The 18576-nt window shown below is 66.2% G+C and carries 10 protein-coding genes; 4 read left to right on the forward strand and 6 right to left on the reverse strand.

The features are described from left to right. Positions 1 to 2 precede the first annotated feature (2 nt). The 3 genes from ABE522_RS10470 to ABE522_RS10480 all read right to left on the reverse strand — a co-directional run bounded on the left by ABE522_RS10470 (position 3) and on the right by ABE522_RS10480 (position 4909). On the reverse strand, positions 3 to 1319 hold the full coding sequence (locus ABE522_RS10470; RefSeq protein WP_346591638.1) for a sugar MFS transporter: 1317 nt from the start codon (positions 1317 to 1319) through the stop codon (positions 3 to 5). A gap of 43 nt (positions 1320 to 1362) precedes the next feature. Next, positions 1363 to 2418, reverse strand: a complete 1056-nt coding sequence (locus ABE522_RS10475) for a LacI family DNA-binding transcriptional regulator (protein WP_346591639.1) — start codon at positions 2416 to 2418, stop codon at positions 1363 to 1365. A 94-nt stretch (positions 2419 to 2512) separates the two neighbouring features. Then, a complete protein-coding gene (locus tag ABE522_RS10480) occupies positions 2513 to 4909 on the reverse strand; it encodes a GH92 family glycosyl hydrolase (RefSeq protein WP_346591667.1) in 2397 nt (798 codons plus the stop codon). Positions 4910 to 5387: 478 nt separating this feature from the next. Here ABE522_RS10480 and ABE522_RS10485 point away from each other — a divergent pair, with 478 nt between their 5' ends. Continuing rightward, positions 5388 to 8453, forward strand: a complete 3066-nt coding sequence (locus ABE522_RS10485) for a TonB-dependent receptor (protein WP_346591640.1) — start codon at positions 5388 to 5390, stop codon at positions 8451 to 8453. 131 nt (positions 8454 to 8584) lie between these two features. Here the strand turns inward: ABE522_RS10485 and ABE522_RS10490 are convergent, their stop codons facing one another. After that, a complete protein-coding gene (locus tag ABE522_RS10490; protein ID WP_346591641.1) occupies positions 8585 to 10177 on the reverse strand; it encodes a calcineurin-like phosphoesterase family protein in 1593 nt (530 codons plus the stop codon). 106 nt (positions 10178 to 10283) lie between these two features. After that, the gene (locus tag ABE522_RS10495; protein WP_346591642.1) at positions 10284 to 13124 is read right to left on the reverse strand and encodes a TonB-dependent receptor; all 2841 of its coding nucleotides are present in this window, start codon (positions 13122 to 13124) and stop codon (positions 10284 to 10286) included. Between the two features lie 158 nt (positions 13125 to 13282). Between ABE522_RS10495 and ABE522_RS10500 the strand changes: the two genes are divergently transcribed. Continuing rightward, positions 13283 to 14065, forward strand: coding sequence for a DeoR/GlpR family DNA-binding transcription regulator (locus tag ABE522_RS10500; RefSeq protein ID WP_346591643.1), 783 nt, complete (start codon positions 13283 to 13285; stop codon positions 14063 to 14065). 231 nt (positions 14066 to 14296) lie between these two features. Here ABE522_RS10500 and ABE522_RS10505 read toward each other — a convergent pair whose 3' ends face one another. Beyond that, positions 14297 to 15271 carry an amidohydrolase family protein gene (locus ABE522_RS10505; protein WP_346591644.1) on the reverse strand — a complete coding sequence of 325 codons (975 nt, stop codon included), beginning with the start codon at positions 15269 to 15271 and terminating at the stop codon, positions 14297 to 14299. 272 nt (positions 15272 to 15543) lie between these two features. On the opposite strand from ABE522_RS10505, the gene ABE522_RS10510 reads away from it, so the two are divergent. Next, positions 15544 to 17643: a glycoside hydrolase family 36 protein gene (locus ABE522_RS10510; protein WP_346591645.1), complete on the forward strand. Its 2100-nt coding sequence runs from the start codon at positions 15544 to 15546 to the stop codon at positions 17641 to 17643. Continuing rightward, the gene (locus ABE522_RS10515) at positions 17640 to 18566 is read left to right on the forward strand and encodes a DMT family transporter (RefSeq protein WP_346591646.1); all 927 of its coding nucleotides are present in this window, start codon (positions 17640 to 17642) and stop codon (positions 18564 to 18566) included. Before ABE522_RS10510 ends, ABE522_RS10515 begins: the two co-directional genes overlap by 4 nt. The last annotated feature ends 10 nt before the right edge of the window (positions 18567 to 18576 follow it).

The raw sequence follows: 18576 nt of genomic DNA on the forward strand, positions 1-18576 counted from the left end.
CATCAGCCTCCGCGGGTCGTGGCAGCCGGCAGGCGGGCGCCGACCAGGCCAAAGAAGATGACGTAGCCGTAGCACAGCAGCGGCAGGATGAAGCTCGGCTGCAGCCCGATGTGGTCGGCCAGCACGCCCTGCAGGTACGGCACCAGCGCGCCACCGACGATGGCCATGATCAGCAGGCTGGAGGCCTTGTTGGTCAGCGGACCCAGGCGTTCAATGCCGAGCGCGAATATGGTCGGGAACATGATGGAGTTGAACAGGCCGATGGCCACCACCGAGTACAGCGCGACCTGGCCCGAACTGGCCATCGTGGCGCCCAGCAGCAGCACGTTGATACCGGCGAACAGGGCCAGCATGTGCCGCGGCGAATAGCGGGTCAGCAGCGCCGAACCGGCGAAGCGACCGATCATCGCCATCGTCCAGTAGGCGGACACGTAATGCGTGGCCTGCTGTTCGGTGAAGCCACCGATGGTGGGCATCGACAGGTAGTTGACCAGGAAGCTGCCGATGGAGACTTCGGCACCCACGTAGAAGAAGATGCCCAGCACCGCGAACAGCAGGTGGCGGTGGCGCAGGGCCGCGCCGTAGCTCTGCTGCGGGCCATCATCGACCTTCTCGGTGCTCTCGCTCAGCGTCGGCAGGCGGAACAGGTAAACGAACAGCGCCAGCAGCGCCAGGGCGATCGCCAGGCCGATGTAGGGGCCCTGCACCGACTGCGCCTCGGCTGCACGGTAGGCGGCCTGTTCGGCCACCGACAGCGCATTGATCTCATCGGCACTCTTGACCGTGTTGCCGAGGATCAACAGTCCGCCGAAGATCGGCGCGATCGCCGTACCCAGCGAGTTCAGTGCCTGGGCGAGGGTCAAGCGGCTGGAACTGGTTTCCACCGGACCCAGCAGCGCCACGTACGGGTTGGCGGCCACCTGCAGCACGGTGATGCCGGTGGCCAGCACGAACAGCGCGCCAAGGAACGCGCTGTACTCGCGCAGCTCGGCGGCGGGCCAGAAGCCCAGCGCGCCGACGCCGGCAATCAACAGGCCGGCCACGATGCCTTTCTTGTACCCCAGGTGCGCCACCAGCCGGCCGGCCGGCAGGGACATCAGGAAGTACGCACCGAAGAAGGTGAACTGCACGAGCATGGCACGCGCGTAGTTCAGTTCGAACACCGCCTTCAGGTGCGGGATGAGGATGTCATTGAGGCAGGTCAGGAAGCCCCACATGAAGAAGATGGTGGTGGCCACGCCCAGCGCCATGCGGGTGTTGACCGGTGGTGCGCCTTGCCCGGGCGTGGTGTTCAAACGGGGCGTTGAGGAAATCGGCATGCGGGTTCGCGCCTCGGTGCGCGTAGATGGAATGTGGAGGGATTCAGGTCGGACGTGCCGCGCTGCTTTCGCGGATGCGCAGCTGCACGGGGGCGACGGTGCGCGCGGGGGGCGCATCGGGGGACTGTACGCGTTGCAGCAGCAGCTCGGCGGCTTGCCGCCCGCGCGCGCGCGGATCGACGGTCAGGGTGGTCAACGGTGGCACCGCCACCGAGGCTTCGGGGATGTCATCGAACCCGGTCACGGCGAAGTCGCCTCCCGGGCGTATACCGCGGGAGGTCAGGCCCAGCATCAGGCCCAGCGCCACGGTGTCGTTGTAACAGACCGCGGCACTCGGTCGAAGGCCATCGACGAACAGCTCGTCGACCCGCCGCGCCGCTTCAAGCCGGTTCGGCGCCGATTCGATCAACCACTGCGGGGTGATCGGCAGGCCGGCCTCGGCCAGCGCCTGCTGGTAGCCGGCACGGCGCTGCTCGCAGGAACTGGAATCGGCGTGGCCGCCGAAGAACGCGATGTCCTGGTGGCCGCGCTCGATCAGGTGCCGGGTCGCCAGGTACGCGCCCTGCTGGTTGTCCAGCGCGAGGAAATCCCAGTCCGCGCCCACCAGCGCACGGTTGAACAGCAGCACGTTGGCGGTGGGTCCAAGCGCCTGGCGCACCTGCGCCGTATCGCTGCCCTCGGCCGGCGAAAGGATCAGGCCGGCCGGGGTGTGCTCCATCAGCGTACCCAGCACCGCCTGCTGCCGCTGTGGCGACTCACCGGTGCTGCCGAGCAGGGTCACGTAGCCCTGCTCGCCCAGTGCTTCGTCCACGCCTGCGGCGAACTCGGCGAAGAACGGGTTGGACAGGTCGTTGATCACCAGGGCCACGCTGGACGAGGTCCGCCGCCGCAGGTTGGCCGCCGCCCGGTTGTAGACGTAGCGCTGCCGACGCAGCTCGGCCTCCACCTTGGCGCGCGTATCCACGTTCACCAGCGGGCTGCCGCGCAGCACCAGCGACACGGTCGCCCGTGACACGCCGATGGCCTGGGCGATGTCGGTCACCGTGACGGCACGCTCTCCGCCTTTACGCGGGGGCTTTGTGCTGCTGGACTCATTCATCCCGGAATGGACCCTCGGATCGGATAGGTAGCTGAATCATAACGGGCGCGGCGCACCCTGCCACGGGCGTGCGCAGCGAAGGGCTCGCAACGCTTCATTCCAGCACGCTGCCCGGGGCGGCGCAGTACGACACGGGCAGGTCGCGGGTAGCCGTGCCCCAGCCCTGCCGTGGCGCCTGCGCGCCCAGCGTCCACTGGATGTCGGCGCCGCCGCGCAGGGTTTCCCAGTCCAGCCATACGGCCGACTGCGGCCTGCCATCGACTTCCACGCCCTGCACGTACTGCAGCGTGCGACCGTCCGCGCCAGGGGCACGCAGGGTCAGCTGGCGACCATTGCCCAGCGCGACATCCACCTTGGCGAAACGCGGCGCGTGCAGCAGGAACTCACCACTGCCCGGCACCGCCGGGTACAGGCCCAGCGCACTGAACAGGTACCAGGCCGACATCGTGCCCAGGTCGTCGTTGCCGGTGACCCCGTTGGGCGCGTTGGTGAACAACTGCTGCGCTGCGCGGACCACGGTGGCGGTCTTCCAGGGCTGGCCGATCAGCGTATACATCCACGGCGCATGCAGGTCCGGTTCGTTGTTGGGGTTGTAGCGGTACTGGTTGTAATAGCTGTACGGGCCCACCACCCATTCCTTGCGCGCGGCCTGCAGCGGATCGGCCAGCAGCGCGTCCATCGCGAAGAACGCATCCAGGCGCTTGCCGGCCTGCTCGCGGCCCTGCATCGCCTCCACCAGGCCCGGCACGTCCTGCTGCGCCAGCCACTGGTACTGCCACGCGGTGCCTTCATGGAAGCCATGGTGCGAGCGCGGGCTGTAGTGGCCGTCGGACGGCGCATACCACTGGCCACCGTCGGTGCGCGGACGCGGGAAGCCGGTGAAGCCTGTCTCGTCATCACGCACCGACACATCCCACACGTTGCGCCAGTTGCGCCCACGGGCACGCAGGGTCGCCGCATCGGCGGCGTGGCCCAGGCCATCGGCCATCTGCGCCAGCGCGCAGTCGGCCAGGGCGTATTCAAGCGTCGCCGAACCGCCATGGTGCGGGTCCACGTCCATGCCCTTGGACGGGAACGCGCGGTCGTACACCACGTAGCCCTTGTCCAGGTAGGACGGGTTACCCGAGCGGCCGGCCGCACGCGAGTTCAACGGCGGCACGTCGAAGGCATTGCGACGCAATGCCGACCAGGCTTCCTGCTCGCGGCCTTCCAGCGCGCCGAAGCGCCACAGGTCGGCCATGAACGGCGTGACCGGATCGCCGGTCATGATGTTGGTTTCGAAGTTGGCATAGCCCCAGCGCGGCAGCCAGCCGCCCTGCGCATCAATGGCCAGCAGGGTGCGGCCGATATCGCGCGCCACCTGCGGACGGGTCAGCGCCAGCCATTGGTTCTGCGCGCGATAGGTATCCCACAGCGAGAAATACTCGTAGTACGTCCAGCCGTCGGCGCGATGGATCGCATCATCGTAGCCACGGTAGCGGCCGTCGGCATCGCTGCCGGTCAGCGGTTGCAGAAGCGCGTGGTACAGCGCGGTGTACAGCACCGTGCGGTCGTCCTTGCTGCCCCCATCAAGCTTCACCGTCGACAGTTCCTCGCGCCACGCGTCCTGCGCCAGGCGGCGCATGCCATCGAAGCCGAGCAGCTTGCCGCCCCGCATGCCATCGCTGCGCAGGTTGCTGCGCGCACCCTCGGCGTCCACGTGCGAGATCGCACTGACCGCGGTGACGGCGCGGCCCTGCGCCATGTCGAAGGTGAGCCAGGCCCCGTTCGGCTTGGCCTCGCCTTCCATGCTGTGGCGCGCGCCGGGCAGGCCGCGCTCTTCGCCCCACACGCCGTGCGCAGTGAACGGACGGTCGAACTCGATCCGGAACCACGTCGTGTACTGATGGCCACCGCAGAAACTTTTGGTCACCAGCTTGCCTTCCACCACGCGGTCGCCCACTACGTCGATCACGCTGCCGATCACCGAATGGCGCTCGTTGGCCTGGCCGACATTCACCAGCACGTGGCCTTCCTTCTGTCCGGCGGCGAAGGTGTAGCGTTCGGCGGCGGCGCGGGTACGCGCGGTGGCTTCGGCATCGATGCCGCCGTAGCCAGTCAAGCGGACGCGGTAGTAGCCGGCCTGGCCGACTTCACCGGCATGCTCATACGTGGACGCATACGCCTTGTGGTCGAAAGCCTTGGGGTTGGACGTATCGAAATCGCCGCCTGCCCCGATGGTGCCGGTGACCGGCAGCACCGAGACCTGCCCGCCCTGCTCCCAGCAGCCCGCACCGGACAGGAATGAATGGCCGAAGCCACGGATTTTCTCATCGTCGTAGCGCCAGCCGGCGTAATGGCTGCCGATCGGGCTGACCTGGATCAGGCCGAACGGCGCCGAGGCGCCCGGGAACGTATTGCCGTCATCCTTGCTGCCGATGAAAGTGTTCACCTCGCGCTCCAGCGCGGCCGGTGCGGCCTGCAGGGCAGGCGCGGCGGACAAGGCGAACACGCACGCCAACGATGCAAAAGGCGTGAGGGCACGCAGGGGGAAACGACGTTGGAAGGTCACGTTCACTGGCTCCTTGGCGGCATTGGCAGGTCGGGATCCGAGCCGGCACTGCTGGGTCGCAGGACGCGGGCTCGAGGCCTGTTCGGTCGATTTAGATCGATTGAAGTAAACATGAACGTCCGCAGCTGCGCATCCTGCAGCGCAACATGGAAGACCGTCTGACGGGGCCTGGTCGGACTGCAAACGTTTTCATATTGCGCAGCAGCATGCCAGTTGAGTCAGGCCGTGTTAAAAAATGCGCGGCAATCGTTTAGATCGATCCAACTTCAAACGGTCACGATTGCCGGGTTCGGAATCCGACAGCAACGCCGCCAGGCGCCCTGTCTCTCCTGCCCCACGCTTGCGGTCTCGGGTCTGCACATAAGATCGATTCAAGTATTTCGTATCAGCCAACGGTTCGATCCAGGAGAGGGAGAGAATGAATTACATGTCACACAAGCACGGTTGCCACACCTTGTCGGCCGCGATCGCATTCGCCCTGGCGGCCACGGCGGCGCCGGCGTTTGCCCAGGATGCAGCGCCATCCCCGCCCGCCGCATCGCCCAGCGCCACCACGCTGGACAGCGTCAACGTCACCGGCTACCGCTACGCCATCGAAAAGAGCCTGCAGCAGAAGCGTGATGCCAATGCCGTGGTGGAAGTCATCACCGCCGAGGACGTCGGCAAGTTCCCCGACAAGAACGTCGCCGATGCCCTGCAGCGCGTGCCCGGCGTGGTCATCAGCCGCGATGGCGGCGAAGGCAAGAATGTCAGCGTGCGCGGCCTTGACGCCGACCTCACCCTGACCCAGTTGAACGGCAACTACATCGCCACCTCGGAAACCAACAACGAGGCCTCGCGTTCGTTCAACTACACCCTGCTGCCGTCGAACATGCTGGAGAGCGCGGAGCTGTTCAAGTCGCCCGAAGCGCGCATCGACGAAGGCGGCATCGGCGGCACGGTGATCCTGCACACCCGGCGTCCGCTGGACATGGAGGCCAACTCGGGCTTCGTCAACATCGAAGGCGTGACCTCCGATACCAGCGACACCGTGGATCCGAACCTGTCGGCGATGTATGCCTGGCACAGCAAGGACGAACGCTTCGGCGTGCTGATCGGGGCGACCAAGCAGAAGCGCACCAACCGCAGCATGGAAGTCACCGTCGACGACTACCAGTGGTACGGCGCGGGCACCGAAGCAAAGGATGCCTACGGCAACACGCTGCCGCAGGATGGCATCCATTACTGGTGGGGCGAATCCGGCTTCAACAACCAGACCGGCGGCAACTACAGCGAATTCTTCATGCCGACGTCGGTCAATTTCGGCGTGCGCGAAGAAGAGCGCGAGCGCACCGGTGGCCAGTTCACCTTCCAGTTCAAGCCGGTCGACAACCTGACCATCACCGCCAACTACTTCCGCTTCGAGCTGTCCGGCGACTACACGCTGAACCAGTCCAAGATCCCCGAGTGGAACATCGCCCGCTACAACGGCGACGGCAACTGGGCCGGCGGACGCCTGCTCAACGGCATGGACTTCGATTCCAGCGGCAGCATCGTCACCGGCGCACAGTTCGAGAAGCTGCCGGGCAAGGCGTACTACTGCAGCGAGGCCCAGGCCGCGGCCGCCGGCATGGCCCCGGGTGGCTGGGGTCCGGATGACTGCACCATCCCCACGCCGCAGCTGAGCGGTGCCTACAGCCGCGAGAAGGCCCTGTCGCAGACCGGCGACCTGACCGTGGACTGGGAAATCAGCCCGCTGTCGAAGGTCACCTTCAAGGGCGGACGCACCTGGTCCGAAGGCGGACCGTCGATGAACTTCCGCATGTCGGCCAAGCCGCGCCGCCAGGTCGACGGTGCGTGGCAGTCCGGCAACAGCTACAGCGCCTACGACCTGACCGGCACCCCGTCGGCCACGTTCTCACCGGACCTGCAAGAGCAGCTGATGGCCGGCATCGCCGAGATCGACACCGGCTCGACCGATTCGTCGTGGCGCGAGACCAGCATCGAGCAGAACTACTTCCAGGCCGACTTCACCCGCTTGTTCGAAAGCGGCTTCATCGATTCGTTCCAGTTCGGCGTGAAGTACCGTGACGGCAAGGTCCACCGCAACACCGGCAACACGTACTGGGCCTGCCAGGGCGCGGACCCGAACGACTACGAGGCCCGTTACCAGGCCGGCAACTGCGCCGACCCGGAGAAGAGCGTGGCGCAGCCGGGCTTCTTCCTGTCCAGCCCGATCGACGACATCGCCGGCGGTTTCAATGCCAACGTGATGCCCGGCATCGACTACCCGGCGTACCTGGCCTACCTCAACGAACGCTACGGCGGCATGCAGAAGCGGATCGAACCGGACTTCGTCTACGACGTCAACGAGAAGATCTATTCGACCTACTTCCAGGCCAACTTCCGCACCGAACGCGTGCGCGGCAACCTGGGCGTGCGGCTGGTCCAGACCAGGCAGCACGCGGCTTCCAGCGATTCCGTCGAACGCTTCATGGACTACTTCGTCGACGGTGCCGACGGCAATCCGCTGGCCTGCCCGACCGGCACGCCGCCGGCCGGCACGGTCTGCGAATCCGGCTTCGTGCGCCGCGACGTGCGCGAGAAGACCTACGAACAGTCCTCGCTGGACAAGACCTACACCGACGTCCTGCCCAGCTTCAACATCGCCTGGGACATCACCGAGAACCTGGTGCTGCGCGGCGCGGCGTCCAAGGTCATCGCGCGTCCCGGTTACACCAGCATCGCCTACCCGGGCGGCCTGGATTACATCAGCGAGGAATACAGCAACGACCGTCGCGTGGCCGGTGGCACCACCACCCCGGGCTGGTACGGGTCGGGCAGCAACAAGCAGCTGGAGCCGTTCGAGGCCCTGCAGTACGACCTCGGCCTGGAGTACTACTTCAAGCCGGGCGCGGTCGCCGGCGTGGCCCTGTTCCGCAAGGACGTGGACAACTTCACCGTGCCGGTGGTGACCGACCAGCAGATGGACGTGGGCGGCGAGATGGTGACCGTGCAGAACTACTCCACCGAGGCCAACGGGCGTGACGGCGTGTCGCAGGGCGTGGAAGTCTACGGCCAGTACACCTTCGACATGGGCTTCGGCGTGCAGGCCAACTACACCTACAACGACACCAACCTGGCGTCGATCGTGCTTGACGGCGAAACCATCGGCGCTTCGCCGCTGGTCGGCAGCGCGAAGAACCAGGCCAACGTGACCGTGTTCTACGAGAACGACAAGTTCCTGGCGCGTGCCTCGTACAACCGTCGTGGTGAAGTGGTCGGCGGGCTCAACAACGGCATGACCGTGTTCACCGAGCCCTATGACCAGCTGGACCTCAACGCAGCCTACAACCTGACCGAAGCGCTGACCCTGACCGCTTCGGTGCTCAATGCCACCAAGTCCGAACAGCGCATGCACCTGGGGGGCGACACCAAGGCCCGCCTGATCTCCAACATCTACAGTGGCCGCCAGCTGTACTTCGGCCTGAACTACAAGTTCTGATGTGAAAAAACCCGCCTCGCGGCGGGGTCGTTTCTCTCCGCGGCAGCCGCGCCTTGATGGGTGGCTGCCGTTTTCTTTCTGCTGCCCGCTGCGCTCGCCGACCATGGGTCGGCGCTCCCCTCTCCTGCTGCTCAGGGCTGGGCCGCCTGCAGCGCGTAACGGGTGCTCGCGGTGAATACCGAACCATCCGGCTGGGTCGCGCGCACGTCCACCTTGTGCTCGCCCACGGCCAGGTCGGTGGCCAGCGCACCACGCCACAAGTGCGGCGACGGGGTGGCTTCCGGCGAACGGTCATACCCCCGCAGCGCCGGGGCCAGGTCGTCGGCCACGTTTTCCGCCAGCAGCCGTGGATCGCCCTGGCGTACCTGCTTCATCGGCTGCCAGGGGCCGCCGTCGATGCGGAACTCCACGCGCGTGGCATCCTCGCCCATGTACACATTGGCGAACACGCCCCATGCCGGGTAGGCCCCCTGTCGCAGCACCTTCGGTGCATGCAGGCCGATCTGTTCGGTCTCCGGCGCACCGGCCACGCGGTACTGCAGGCGATAGCTGCCGTTTCCAGCCACGTCCAGCAGCGCGTAACCTTTGGGCGTGCCATCACTCATGGTGCTGTCCGGCACCCCGTGGCGGTCCTCGACCCCCGACCAGAACGCGCCGCAGTTGGCGCCGACGTTGTACTCGTGCAGCGGCTTGTCGCCGTGCCAGCCATCGGCCGCGCCATGGTGGTAGTGCTGCTGGGTATGGCTGTGGCCGCTCAGCACCAGCACGTTGCTGAAGGGCTTGAGCATCTCGAACAGACGCTGGCGGTCGGCATGGCGGAAGGTTTCGCGACCCGGTGCGGCGTCGAACAGCGGGATGTGCATGCCGAGTACCAGCAGGCGGTCGCGGGGCAAGCCCCTGAGGTAGTCGCCGAGGAAGGCGAACTGGTCCTCGCGCAGCCCGCCGACATACTTCGGCCGTGCCGCCGGGTCGTAGACCACGTCGTCCAGGAACACGAAGCTGGCGCCGCCCTCTTCCACCGCATAGGTGTCCGGGCCGTACACCGCACGCCAGCTGTCCAGCGAGTGCGCGTCGTCGCCGGCATCGAAATCCAGGTCGTGGTTGCCCGGCACGTGGAACCACGGTACGCCGAGCTGGGCGGTCACCGCGTTGATCGCCGGATACAGCGACAGATCATCATTGACGATGTCGCCGAGCGTGGTGCCGAGGCGCGCCCTGGTCCTGCCCACCAAGGGGCTGACGATGGACTGCTCGTAGTAACCGATGTCGCCCCGCGTGGCGGTCTGCGGGTCGGTGAACACCAGCATCTGGAAGCCACGACGGTTGTCGTGCTTTTCAGGGGCAAGCGCGAAATCGTAGGCAGTGGCCGGCGTGGTGGTCGGCGCGATCCCGCGGTACCTCAACGCCGGCGAACCCTGCGGCACATGGTGGCGCCAGAACGCGGGCAATCCATCAGCACCGACCGGAATGCGGTAGCCGTCGGGCTTGACGATGAACACCGTATCGCCGGCCTCGACCGGCAGCCGATAGGTTCCGTCGGCACGGGTACGCACGATGCTGCGGCCGTTGGAGACCTGCACCCCGCCCATGCCCGGATCGGTCGCACCGCGCCCGGGCTTGCCGTCACGTTCCTGGTAGACCCTTCCGCTGACAGTGACCGTGTCGGCCCACGCGGGCGCGCTGGCGAAAAGCAGGCAACACAGCCCTGCGGCAGGCAGTTTCATGATCGGGGGCCCCGTGGCAAAGACGGGATAGTGTACTGGCCGATGATGACCATCTGCCCAGCGTTGCGCATGGCGTGCCGGCCGACCAGCCGGCACGCCATCGGGATCAGAAGCGCGCGCTGAAGCCGAGCGTGAACGAACGGCCGTAGCGGTAGTAGCCCTGCGACAGCAGCGGGTTGCCGTTGATGCTGTAGGTCTGCGCTTCGTCCAGCAGGTTCTGGCCCTGCAGGCTGACGCTGAACATGTCGTTGATCTCGTAGGAGATGCTGGCGGTGAGCCAGGTGATCTCGTCGGCCTGTTCGTTGTAGCCCGCGCCCAGCACGTTGGTGGCGGTCACGAAACCATCGCTGTAGTCGGCGGTGGTGCTGATCGACCAGGGGCCCTTCTCGTACATCAGGCCCAGCGAGTAGACCGACGGGGCGATGCCTTCCAGCGGACGCTCTTCGCCTTCGACGAAGCTCTTGGACCAGTTGCGGGTGTACTGGGCGCGGAAACCCAGGCCGTTCTCCCAGAAATGCTGCAGGCCCGCTTCCAGGCCGTGCACCTTGGCGTAGTCGCCGTTGATCGGGCGCATCACGTTGAACAGATAGCCCGGCACGCCGATGTCCTGGCCCGGCTCCCAGCTGGTGGTGATCTGGTTGGAGATGCGCTTGTAGAACACCGCCATGTTGGCGATGGATTGTTCAGCGAAGTACCACTCCAGCGACACGTCACCCTGCTTGGCGGTATACGGCTTGAGGTCGACGTTGCCACCGTAGATCTGGGTGAACTCACCCCAGGACACGCTGGCGGTGGTGTTGGTCGGGGCCAGCTTGTCCACCGGCGGGCGAGCCATGGTCTTGGCCGCACCCAGCCGCAGCAGCAGCTCATCGGTGAAGCGCCAGGTGAAGTTGCCCGACGGCAGGATGTAGCGGTAGCTGCCGTCCTGCTGCACCGGGGTCGGGTCGGCATAGCGCGCGGTGTAGTTGAAGGCGCCGTTCTCGGTGATGCTGATGATCTTCGCATCCCAGGCTTCGGCGCGGGTCTGGGTGCTGACCACGCGCACGCCCACGTCCGCGCTCCAGCGATCGCCGGACAGGTCGGCCTGCACGTAGAACGCGTTGGTTTTTTCCTCCACCCGGTAGCTTTCCAGCGGGTTCCACTGCGGCGCGGCGTTGGCGAAATCGTAGACCGTGCCATCCGGGCGCGGGTTGCCGTTGTAGGCCTCCAGGCTGCCCAGGTAATTGGGCACGTCAAAGCCCAGGAAGCTGCGCGGGAAACGGGAACCGACCTTGTTCATGAAGTTCGGCAGCGACAGGGTGCGATCCAGCACGCCGCCGCCCAGGTCGCCGACGTTGATCGCGTTGTCCACCGAGTAGTAGTCGGCACCGCCGTTGAGGGTGTTGTTGACCAGGTCACGGCGCTTGCTGCGTTCGGTGCGGGTCATGCCGAAGTTCAGGCTGTCGATGCCCCACTCGCCCACGTACAGCTTGCCGCCGACGGTGCCGCCGGTGATCTCATCCTTGATGTTGTCGCCGCGCAGTTCCATGTAGTGCGTGTTGAAGTCGCTGTCGTTGAACTGGCCGTTGGCCAGGCCGGTGGACAGGTCACGACCATCATCGAAGGTAGTGGTGACATTCGGCACCGCGTCGCGGGTCAGGTCGATGCGGGTCACGTTCGGCTGGTTCATGCGCAGCACCACGTAGGTGTCCTGCCCGCCGGACTTGCGCTCGGAGGTGGAGCGGTACACATCGCCGGTCATGGTCAGGCTGTCATTGACCTTCCAGCTGCCGTTGATGCCGAACAGGTCGGTGTCCACCACGCGGTGTTCGGTCTGGTTGAGCAGCTCCGGGTTCATCCGCTGCTCCGGATCCGGGTTGTCCATGGTGAAGCCGGTGACGATGCCGTTCTGCACGTTGATGTCCGACCAGCGACCGGGCGCGAACAGCGGATAGAACGACTGCTGGTAGGACACCTGCGGCGAATCCAGCCGCGTCTTCAGGCCGTCCACCACGATCCGCACGTCATCGTTGGGACGCCATTCGAACTTGCCGGAAAACGCCTTGCGCTTCTTGTCTTCCTGCACCGTACCGACCCGGAACTGGCCCGGCGCGATCAGCCCGTATTCTTCAGGGTCCAGTTCGCCGTTGCCGTTCGGGTCGATGTTGCCACCCCAGGCATTGCCCCCCCAGCTGGGGTCGGCCGGGTCCGGGTTGCGGGTCCAGCCGCCGTCGTTGCCGGCGATATCGGTGCGGTCCTTGCGCTCGGCGTACACCGCGCCGATCAGCAGGCCCATGGTGTCATCGGCGAAGGTGTTGCTGTAGGTCGCGGAGAACTTGCGGCCGTTCAACTCGGACATCTGGTTGTGGTCGCCCTCGGCACGCACGATGGCGTGCTGGCCCTTGTTGTCGAACGGGCTGGCCGAACGCAGGTTGATCAGGCCGCCGATCGCCCCTTCGGTCAACGCGGCCTGCGCGCCCTTGACCACGTCGGCACCGCTGATCACATCGGAAGGCAGCACGTCGTAGGCGAAATCGCGACCGGCACCGTCGGTTGCCAGGATACGGTTGTTGAACGTGGTCAGGGTGTACTCCGGGCCCAGCCCGCGCACGCTGACTTTCTGGCCTTCACCCCCGGCGGTGCGGGTGATCGACACGCCGGTGATGTGGCTGAGTGAATCGGCTACGTTGTCGTCCGGAAAGCGGCCCAGCTCGAGCGCGCTGATCGAATCCTGCACCGTGGACGCATCGCGCTTGAGCTCGGTGGAGCGCGCCAGCGCCGCGCGTACGCCACTGACCTGGACGGTCTGCAGGTCGATCGGGTCGTCGTCGGCCGCCGCGCGGGTCTGCCCTGCCGGGGTGCTGGCGGCGGGCTCGGTTGCCTGCTGCGACCACGCGGTGGCGGGCAGCAGCAGGGCAAGGGCAATTCCATGGTAAAGACAGTGGCGATGCGGGCGGACGGCGTTCACGGGCTCTCTCTCCTGAGGCATGAAGCATAGGACGGCGGGCTGTGGGGGCCTGGCTGGTGAAACAACGAAACCGAGCGTATATGAGGTTTCGTTTTGCATCAATAGCGAAATGTAACGAAAACCGCCATACTCTGGAACGTTTGAAAGGAGCTTTCTGCATGGTCGCCACCCGGGACACCAGCCATCGCCGTCAACAGATCAGTGAACTGGTACGCCAGCACGGCAGCGTGCAGGTGTCCTCGCTGGCCCAGCAGTTCGGCGTCAGCCTGCAGACCGTGCGCAAGGACCTGCGCTACCTGTCCGAACGCGGGGTGATGGCGCGCGCCTACGGCGGCGGCATCGACAGTGGCGCGGTGGGTCCGGCGCCGGCGGCAGAACCCCATTACGAAGCCAAGCGCACCGCCTACCTGGACGAAAAACGCCGGATCGGGGTGCGCGCAGCGGCGATGGTGCAGCCAGGCGACACCATCGCCATCGATTCGGGCACCACCTCGATGCAGCTGGCCGAGGCGCTTCCGGACATCGACCTGACCGTGGTGACCAACGATTTCGGCGTGCTGACCGTGCTCAGCCCGAAGACCCGGATCAACCTGGTGATGCTGGGCGGCGAGCTGCGCCGCAAGAACATGGCCTTCTACGGTGGGCTGACGGTGGAGGCGTTGGATGCGCTGCATGTGGACCTGCTGTTCCTGGGCGTGGATGGCTTCGACCTGGAGCGCGGCATCACCACGCATTACGAACCCGAAGCGATGCTCAACCGCAAGATGGTGGAAGCCGCGCGTGCGGTGGTGGCGATCACCGACAGCTCCAAGTTCGGCAAGGTCTGCCTGCACCGGATCATCCCGGTATCCGGGCTGGACGCGCTGATCACCGACACCGGCGCGCCCGGCGAGGTCGCCGACGCCTGCCGTGCGCTGGGCGTGGACCTGCAACTGGCCTGATCGTCGCCTTCGGTAGTGACGGCCGCTGGCCGTCATGCTTCTGCTTCCCGCTGCGCTCGCCGAGCATGGCTCGGCGCTACCGGACTTCGGTAGTGACGGCCGCTGACTTTCCGCTGTCGGTGGGTGACGACCGTTGGTCGTCACGCTTCTGCTGTTGGTGGGTGACGACCGTTGGTCGTCACGCTTCTGCTTCCCGCTGCGCTCGCCGAGCATGGCTCGGCGCTACCGGACTTACAGCTTGAACTCGCGCGCCGCGTTGCCGTAGTACAGCTTGTCGATCACCGCGCGCGGCAGCGCAAGCCCTGCCACGTCCGCCTCAAGCACCTCGATCCGCTGGCTTTCGCCGGTCGCCAGGTAGCGCCAGTCCGACTGCCATACCGCGTGCGTTTCCGCCTTGAACTGCGCCGCATCCGCGCCGGGGGACTGGGTCAGGTCGGTGCCGTACAGCAGCCGGTCCTGGTAGCGGATGAAGAAATCGCGCACCTTCGTGCGATCAGCGTTGGACTGGTACTGCACCTGGCTCATGCGCGCGGCCAGGTCCACCGTGGCCTGCGGGAAACGATCGAGGAAGGCTGCCAGCACGTCGACGTCGTACTCCAGGCTGGCCATGTGTGCACCGACCACGCGCAGCTGCGGATGGGCGGCGACGAAGCGGTCGCGCACCGCCATCAGCTCGGCGTGCGAAGGCTGCTCGGGGTGCAGGAACATGTGGTACTGCGGATGCTTGGCGAAGTACTCGCGATCATTGTTGGTGGTCATCTTGTCCAGCGGCAGCCAGCAGTTGTACGGCTCGCCCTGGTGCGCGATCAGCGGCACGTCCAGCGCGCGCACGTGCTCGGCCACCGGGGAAAGGGACGGATCATCCAGCATGATCGCCCTGCCCTGCGCATCCTTTTCCACCATGCCGATGTTCTTCCACACCTTCACCGCACGCGCGCCCTCGGCCACGTCACGGTCCAGCGCGGCGTTGACCTGGCCGGCCCAGCCTTCACTGCCGTAGCCCTTCATCGAAAAAGTGGTCGCCCAATGGAAGTGCCCGGGATCCTGCCGTGCCTGCGCTACAGCGATCGCGCGCTGGTCCTGCAGGGTGGGGAAGTCGGGGTAATCCACATTGATGGAGAGCAGCCCGAAGTTGTCCGCGCGCGCCTGCTCCAGCAGCGCTGTACCACGGTCGTTGGCATGCACGTGCGCGTCGAATTTGCGCACCGTGGAAAAGTCCGCCATCGCATAGGACGGCCCGCCCCGCCCCTCTGTCGTTGCTGTCGCAATCGGCTCTTCTGGCGGTGTTTTCTCTGGCGTACAGCCCGCCAGTACGACCATTCCGACCACCGCACACCCGGTCCAGCTACGCAGGTTCCACCGCATGACGCCCTCGCTTATACATAACGAAACTTGATAGAACCATATCGCAACAAAACGCTTGCATCAATTTGATGTGCGTGCGCAGAATGCTAGCCATCTCCACCGGGTTGACGCTTATGCCACCGATCGGACGCCGTACCGCCTTGAAGCTGATTGCCGGAAGCGTGGCAGGCAGCATGGCCTGGAGTGCCGCCCCCTGGGTGCGCGCTGCCACCGCTGCACCCGCCCCCGATGGCCGCGCAGGTGATGCCGTGCTCTCCATTGGCTTCGACAAACGCATGCATACGCGTGTCTGGCGCCGCGGTAAACCGCTCACCGGTTGGCAGCCCAGCGAAGCCCTGCTGCTGGCCAGCGGGGATATCACCGACTTTGCGCTGGTCGAGCAGACCGCGCATGTGCTGGATGACCCCCGCCACGGCGCCGGCAGGCAGGTGGTGTTCACCGGTCGCTCGCGCGCGGCGGGTGTGGAGAAACAAGTCTCTGTCAGCAGCTTCGACGCCCAGCCCGGACTGGCGCTGCTGCAGGTGCGCTACCGCAACCTCGGCGATGCGCCGCTTGAAGTGACTGGCTGGCGCAGCAGCGCTTACCAGATGGACGACGCGCCCGGTGGCTTCTGGAGTTTTTCCGGCGCCACCCACACCGATCGCCGCGACTGGGTACAGCCACTGGCGGCCGACTTCGACCAGCGCAACACGCTGGCGATGGATTCATCGGATTACGGCGGCGGCACGCCGGTGGCCAACATCTGGCGTCGCGATGGTGGCCTGGCCGTGGGCCACGTCGAACCGGTGCCGCGCCCACTGGACATGCCGGTCAAGCGCACCGCAAAGGGCGCGTCCATCGCAATCGAATCCCCCAAGGCGCTGACCCTCGCGCCCGGGCAGGAACTGGTCACCGAACGCACCCTGCTGGCCGTGCACGAAGGCGATTTCTACGCGCCACTGCAGCAGTACCAGGTGTTCATGCGCGGCGAAGGCATCGAAGGCCCGCGTCCACCGGATTCGGCGTTCGCTCCTATCTGGTGCGCGTGGGGCTATGAACGCGATTTCCGCGTCGAGCAGATCTACGCCACCCTGCCCAAGGCCAAGGAGCTGGGCTTTGAATGGGCCGTGCTGGACGATGGCTGGCAGACCAACGAAGGCGACTGGAAGATCGACCGGCGCAAGTTCCCGCGCGGCGATGCGGACATGCGCGCGTTCACCGCCGAAGTCCGCCGGCACGGCATGCGGCCCCGGCTGTGGCTGGCGCCGCTCGCCGCCGACCCCGGCAGTGACGTGCTGCACGACCACGTGGACATGCTGCTGCTGGACAAGGAAGGCGCATTCCAGACCGTGACCTGGTGGAACGCGCTCACACAGTGTCCGGCCTACCAGCCCACCATCGATTTCTACGTCGACCTGGTCAAGAAAGCCATCGGCGACTGGGGCTTCGAGGGCATCAAGCTCGACGGCCAGCACCTCAATGCCGTGGCACCCTGCCACAACCCCGCGCACAAACATGCCAGCCCGGACGACTCGGTCACCGGACTGGCCACGTTCTGGAATGCGATCTACCGCGCCGCGCATGATGCCAATCCCGATGCGGTGGTGGAATTGTGCCCATGCGGCACCGCCTTCGCCTTCCACAACCTGCCGGCCACCGACCAGTTCCCCTCTTCGGACCCGCTGTCATCGTGGCAGGTCCGCAGCAAGGGCAAGTCCATCAAGGCGTTGATCGGCGAGCGCAGCAGCTACGCCGGCGACCACGTGGAGCTGTCCGACAACCGCGATGATTTCGCGTCCAGCGTGGGCATCGGCGCAGTGATTTCCAGCAAGTTCACCTGGCCCAAGGATACCGATCGTCCTTCGGTACCGCTGCCGCCGGGCGGCTTCGTGCTGACCGACGAACGCGAAGCGCTGTGGCGTCGCTGGGTAGGCCTGTACAACACGCACATGCTGCCCAAGGGCGAGTATCTCGGCACCCTGTATGACATCGGCTTCGACAAGCCCGAAGCCCACGCCATCCGCAAGGACGGCGCGCAGTACTACACCTTCTATGCCCCGCGCTGGGACGGCAAGGTGGAACTGCGTGGCCTGCCCGCCGGTCGCTGGCAGGTCCGCGACCTGTTCAACGAGACCGACCTGGGCGTGGTCGATGGCGGTGCGGTGGCCACCCTGCCCGCCCGCTTCGAACGCTTCCTGTTCCTGCAGGCCACCCCGGCCGGGAGTGCGGCATGAGTGCCGACGCCGTGTCCGTGTCCGTGACCCCGCGGCGCCGCCCGTGGCTCGGCTATGCGCTGGCCACTGTCGCGTTGTGGGGCGTATGGGGCGCGCTGTCCCCGTTGTCGGCCGCGCATGGCTTTCCGGACACGCTGGTGTACTGCGTGTGGGCGCTGACCATGCTGCCGCCGGCGCTGTACATCCTGTGGCGCGGCGGCTGGCAGCTGGAGCGTTCGCCGCGCGCCATCGGCTATGGCCTGATCATCGGCCTGCTCGGCGCGGGCGGACAGATGCTGCTGTTCCACACCCTGACCATCGGCCCGGCGTACTTCGTGTTCCCGGTGATCTCACTGTCGCCGGTGGTGACCATCGCCCTGTCCTTCCTGTTGCTGCGCGAACGCACCGGCTGGCAGGGCACGCTGGGCATCGTGCTGGCGCTGGTCGCGCTGCCGCTGCTGGATTTCTCTTTCGGCAGCGGTGAAGCCGGCCTGGGCTGGTTCGTGCAGTCACTGCTGATCATGCTGGCCTGGGGCCTGCAGGCCTACTTCATGAAGCTGGCCAACGACAGCGTGCGCGCCGAAAGCATCTTCGCCTACATGACCGTTGGCGCACTGCTGCTGGCACCGGTGGCGCTGGCGATGACCGACTTCAGCCAACCGATCAACTGGGGCCTGGACGGCCCGTGGATGACCGCCGGCATCCAGATCCTCAACGCGGTCGGCGCGCTCACCCTGGTGTATGCGTTCCGCCACGGCAAGGCGATGGTGGTGGCGCCGCTGAGCAATGCCGGCGCGCCGCTGGTCACCGCCGTGCTGTCGCTGCTGTTCGCCAGCGTGGTGCCCGGTCCGTTGAAGACCGTCGGCCTGGTGCTGGCATTGGTCGCCTCGCTGCTGCTGGTGCTCGAACCCGAGCGCGAACCGGCACAACGCCCTCTTTCCTGAAGGACTCCCC

The sequence above is a fragment of the Stenotrophomonas lacuserhaii genome, assembly GCF_039674585.1.
Taxonomy (GTDB): Bacteria; Pseudomonadota; Gammaproteobacteria; order Xanthomonadales; family Xanthomonadaceae; genus Stenotrophomonas; species Stenotrophomonas pennii_A.

Bases quoted from the DNA above. Each gene is read 5' to 3' on its own strand.
- ABE522_RS10470 (WP_346591638.1), bottom strand. From the start codon at position 1,319: ATGCCGATTTCCTCAACGCCCCGTTTGAACACCACGCCCGGGCAAGGC.
- ABE522_RS10475 (WP_346591639.1), bottom strand. From the start codon at position 2,418: ATGAATGAGTCCAGCAGCACAAAGCCCCCGCGTAAAGGCGGAGAGCGT.
- ABE522_RS10485 (WP_346591640.1), top strand. From the start codon at position 5,388: ATGAATTACATGTCACACAAGCACGGTTGCCACACCTTGTCGGCCGCG.
- ABE522_RS10490 (WP_346591641.1), bottom strand. From the start codon at position 10,177: ATGAAACTGCCTGCCGCAGGGCTGTGTTGCCTGCTTTTCGCCAGCGCG.
- ABE522_RS10500 (WP_346591643.1), top strand. From the start codon at position 13,283: ATGGTCGCCACCCGGGACACCAGCCATCGCCGTCAACAGATCAGTGAA.
- ABE522_RS10510 (WP_346591645.1), top strand. From the start codon at position 15,544: ATGCCACCGATCGGACGCCGTACCGCCTTGAAGCTGATTGCCGGAAGC.
- ABE522_RS10515 (WP_346591646.1), top strand. From the start codon at position 17,640: ATGAGTGCCGACGCCGTGTCCGTGTCCGTGACCCCGCGGCGCCGCCCG.